The organism is Streptomyces phytophilus, from assembly GCF_013870535.1.
GTDB lineage: Bacteria > Actinomycetota > Actinomycetes > Streptomycetales > Streptomycetaceae > Streptomyces > Streptomyces phytophilus.
In genome coordinates, this window is record NZ_JACBXC010000927.1 from 1 (window position 1) to 2,457 (window position 2,457).

The following is a 2,457-nucleotide window of genomic DNA, read 5'->3' on the forward strand; positions in this document are numbered from 1 at the left end:
AGGTGCCGCCGCCATCAGTCGTCCTCCTTCAGGAAGCCGCTGCCGCGGCGCATGAGCACGTACGTGAAGGACATCGCGAGCGCGAAGAGCACGAGGGCGATGACGCACGCCGCGCCCGTGTCGAACCGCTGGAAGCCCAGGTGGTAGATGCTCTGCGGGACGGTGAGGGTCGACTTCTCCGGATAGCCGGGCTCGAAGTGCTGGCCGGAGCCGCCGATGACGCCGCTGGCGACCTTCGCGGCCACGATGGGCTCGGTGTAGTACTGCATCGTGGCGATCACGCCGGTGACGACGGCGAAGAGCACGACGGGCCTGATGTTCGGCAGCGTGACGTACCGGAACCGGGACCAGGCGCCGGCGCCGTCCAGCTCGGCGGCCTCGTACTGCTCCTTGGGCACGTCCAGCAGCGAGGCCATGAAGATGACCATGAGGTCGCCGACGCACCACAGCGCGAGGACCGTGAGCGCGGGTTTGGACCACTGGGCGTCGTTGAACCAGCCGGGCTCGCCCAGGCCGAGCCGGTCGAGGAGGGTGTTGACGGGTCCGGTGCCGGGGTTCATCAGGAAGACGAACGACATGGTGGCGGCGACCGGCGGCGCCAGGAACGGCAGGTAGAACAGGGTGCGGAAGACGCCCGCGCCGGTCTTGATCTTCGTGATGACGAGGCCGACGCCGAGCCCGAAGACCGTGCGCAGGGTGACCATCACGGCCACCAGCCACAGGGTGTTGGCCAGGGCGGGCCAGAAGAAGGGGTAGTCGAACAGGACGTAGCGCCAGTTCTTCAGCCCCACCCAGACGGGGTCGGTGAACCCGTCGTACTTCATGAAGGAGAAGTAGACGGTGGCCCCGAGCGGGTAGGCGAAGAAGACGCCGAAGCCGATCAGCCAGGGCGAGAGGAACCCGAGGGTGCGCAGCGCCGCGCGGCGGCGCCGCGCACCCAGGGTGTGGACGGCGGCGGACATCAGCCGGCCTGCGCGTTGTCCTTGTCGATCTGCTCGTCGGCCTGCTCCAGCAGGGACGGCAGATCGTCCTCCTTGCCGTTCTCGTACTTCAGCCCGTAGTCCTGGAGGGTGAGCAGGAAGGCGCCGCCGTTCTTCGACGACGGGGCGTGGCTGGACTCCGGGTGCTGGGCGATGTCGACGAACGTGCGGTAGACCGGGTCGTCGTTGAGCTTCGGGGACTTCAGCGCGGCCAGCGTGGAGGGCACGTTGTGGATGGCGTTGGCGAAGTCCACGACGGCGTCGGTGTCGGTGGTCAGGTACTTCACCAGCTCCCAGGCGGCGTTCTTCTTCTCGCTGGTGGTGGCGATGCCGGTGATGGTGCCGGAGAGGTAGCCCTTGCCGTACGAGTCCGCCTGGTCGTCGGGGACGGGGAAGGGCGCCGCGCCTATCTCGAAGCCGACGTCGGCGTCGGCGGCCATCTTGCCGCGCCACTCGCCGTCCATCTGCATGGCGACCTGGCCGGTGTGGAACGGGTGCTTGGGGCCCCACTCGTCGCCGAAGGTGTTGCGGTACTTGCGCAGCTTCTCGAAGCCGCCGAGGGCGCCGACCATGCCCTTCTGCCACTCGAACATCTCGGCCATGCGCGGGTCGCCGGCGGCGTTGGAGTTGCCCTCGTCGTCGAAGTAGGTGAGGCCGAACTGCCCGCCGTAGTGCTCGACGGTGGTCTCGTAGCCCTGGTAGTTGGGCATGAAGCCGAGCTGTTCGTAGCCGTCGCCGTCGGGCTCGGTGAGCTTCTTGGCGACCTCCTCCAGTTCGGAGAGGGTCTTCGGCGGGGCGTCGATGCCGGCTTCGGCGAAGGCGTCCTTGTTGTAGTAGAGGCCGTAGGCGTCGCCGAGCAGGGGCAGCGCGCAGCGCTTGCCCTCGTACTGGGTGTAGTCGAGCATCGGCGCCGGGAACGTCTCCTCGGGGTCGATGTCCGACTTCTTGAGGAACGGGTCGAGGTCGGCGAGGACGTTGGAGGAGCAGAAGCGGCCGACGTTGTCGGTGGTGAACGAGGAGACCACGTCGGGGGAGTTGGAGCCGCCGGCGCGCAGGCCCTGGTTCAGCTTGTCGTCGTTGACGCCCTTGACGGTCTTGACCGTGATGTTGGGGAACTTCTTCTCGAAGGCGTCGATGTTCGCCTCGATCGCCTCGACCTCGGACGGCGCGCTCCAGCCGTGCCAGAAGGTGAGCGTGACGTCGGCGTCGGGGTCGTCGGAAGCGGAGCCGGAGTCGTTGCTGCCGGTGCAGGCGGCGGCGAGGAGCGACAGCGCGGCCGCGGCGGCGACCGCGGCGGCGGCGCGGGCGCGCGGGCGGGTTGCGGGCATGGTCGTGGTACCTCCTGGCGGATGCAGGGGACATCGGGCGGGTGGGGCGGGAGCAGGCAGCGCGGGTGGGGCGGGAGCAGGCAGCGCGGGTGGGGCGGAAGCAAGCGGCGCGGGTGGGGCGGAAGCAAGCGGCGCGGGTGGGGCGGAAG

Annotated in this window: 2 protein-coding genes; both read right to left on the reverse strand. The window is 69.0% G+C overall.

Annotated features, from left to right (window positions below):
- Positions 1 to 14 precede the first annotated feature (14 nt).
- Positions 15 to 962, reverse strand: a complete 948-nt coding sequence (locus tag H5J30_RS27275) for a carbohydrate ABC transporter permease (protein WP_181789977.1) — start codon at positions 960 to 962, stop codon at positions 15 to 17.
- Positions 962 to 2,308: an ABC transporter substrate-binding protein gene (locus H5J30_RS27280; protein WP_181789978.1), complete on the reverse strand. Its 1,347-nt coding sequence runs from the start codon at positions 2,306 to 2,308 to the stop codon at positions 962 to 964. Before H5J30_RS27280 ends, H5J30_RS27275 begins: the two co-directional genes overlap by 1 nt.
- Between the last annotated feature and the right edge of the window lie 149 nt (positions 2,309 to 2,457).

What these genes read in the sequence shown, in the direction of transcription:
- H5J30_RS27275 (WP_181789977.1), bottom strand. Translation starts at nt 962, where the DNA reads ATGTCCGCCGCCGTCCACACCCTGGGTGCGCGGCGCCGCCGCGCGGCG.
- H5J30_RS27280 (WP_181789978.1), bottom strand. Translation starts at nt 2,308, where the DNA reads ATGCCCGCAACCCGCCCGCGCGCCCGCGCCGCCGCCGCGGTCGCCGCC.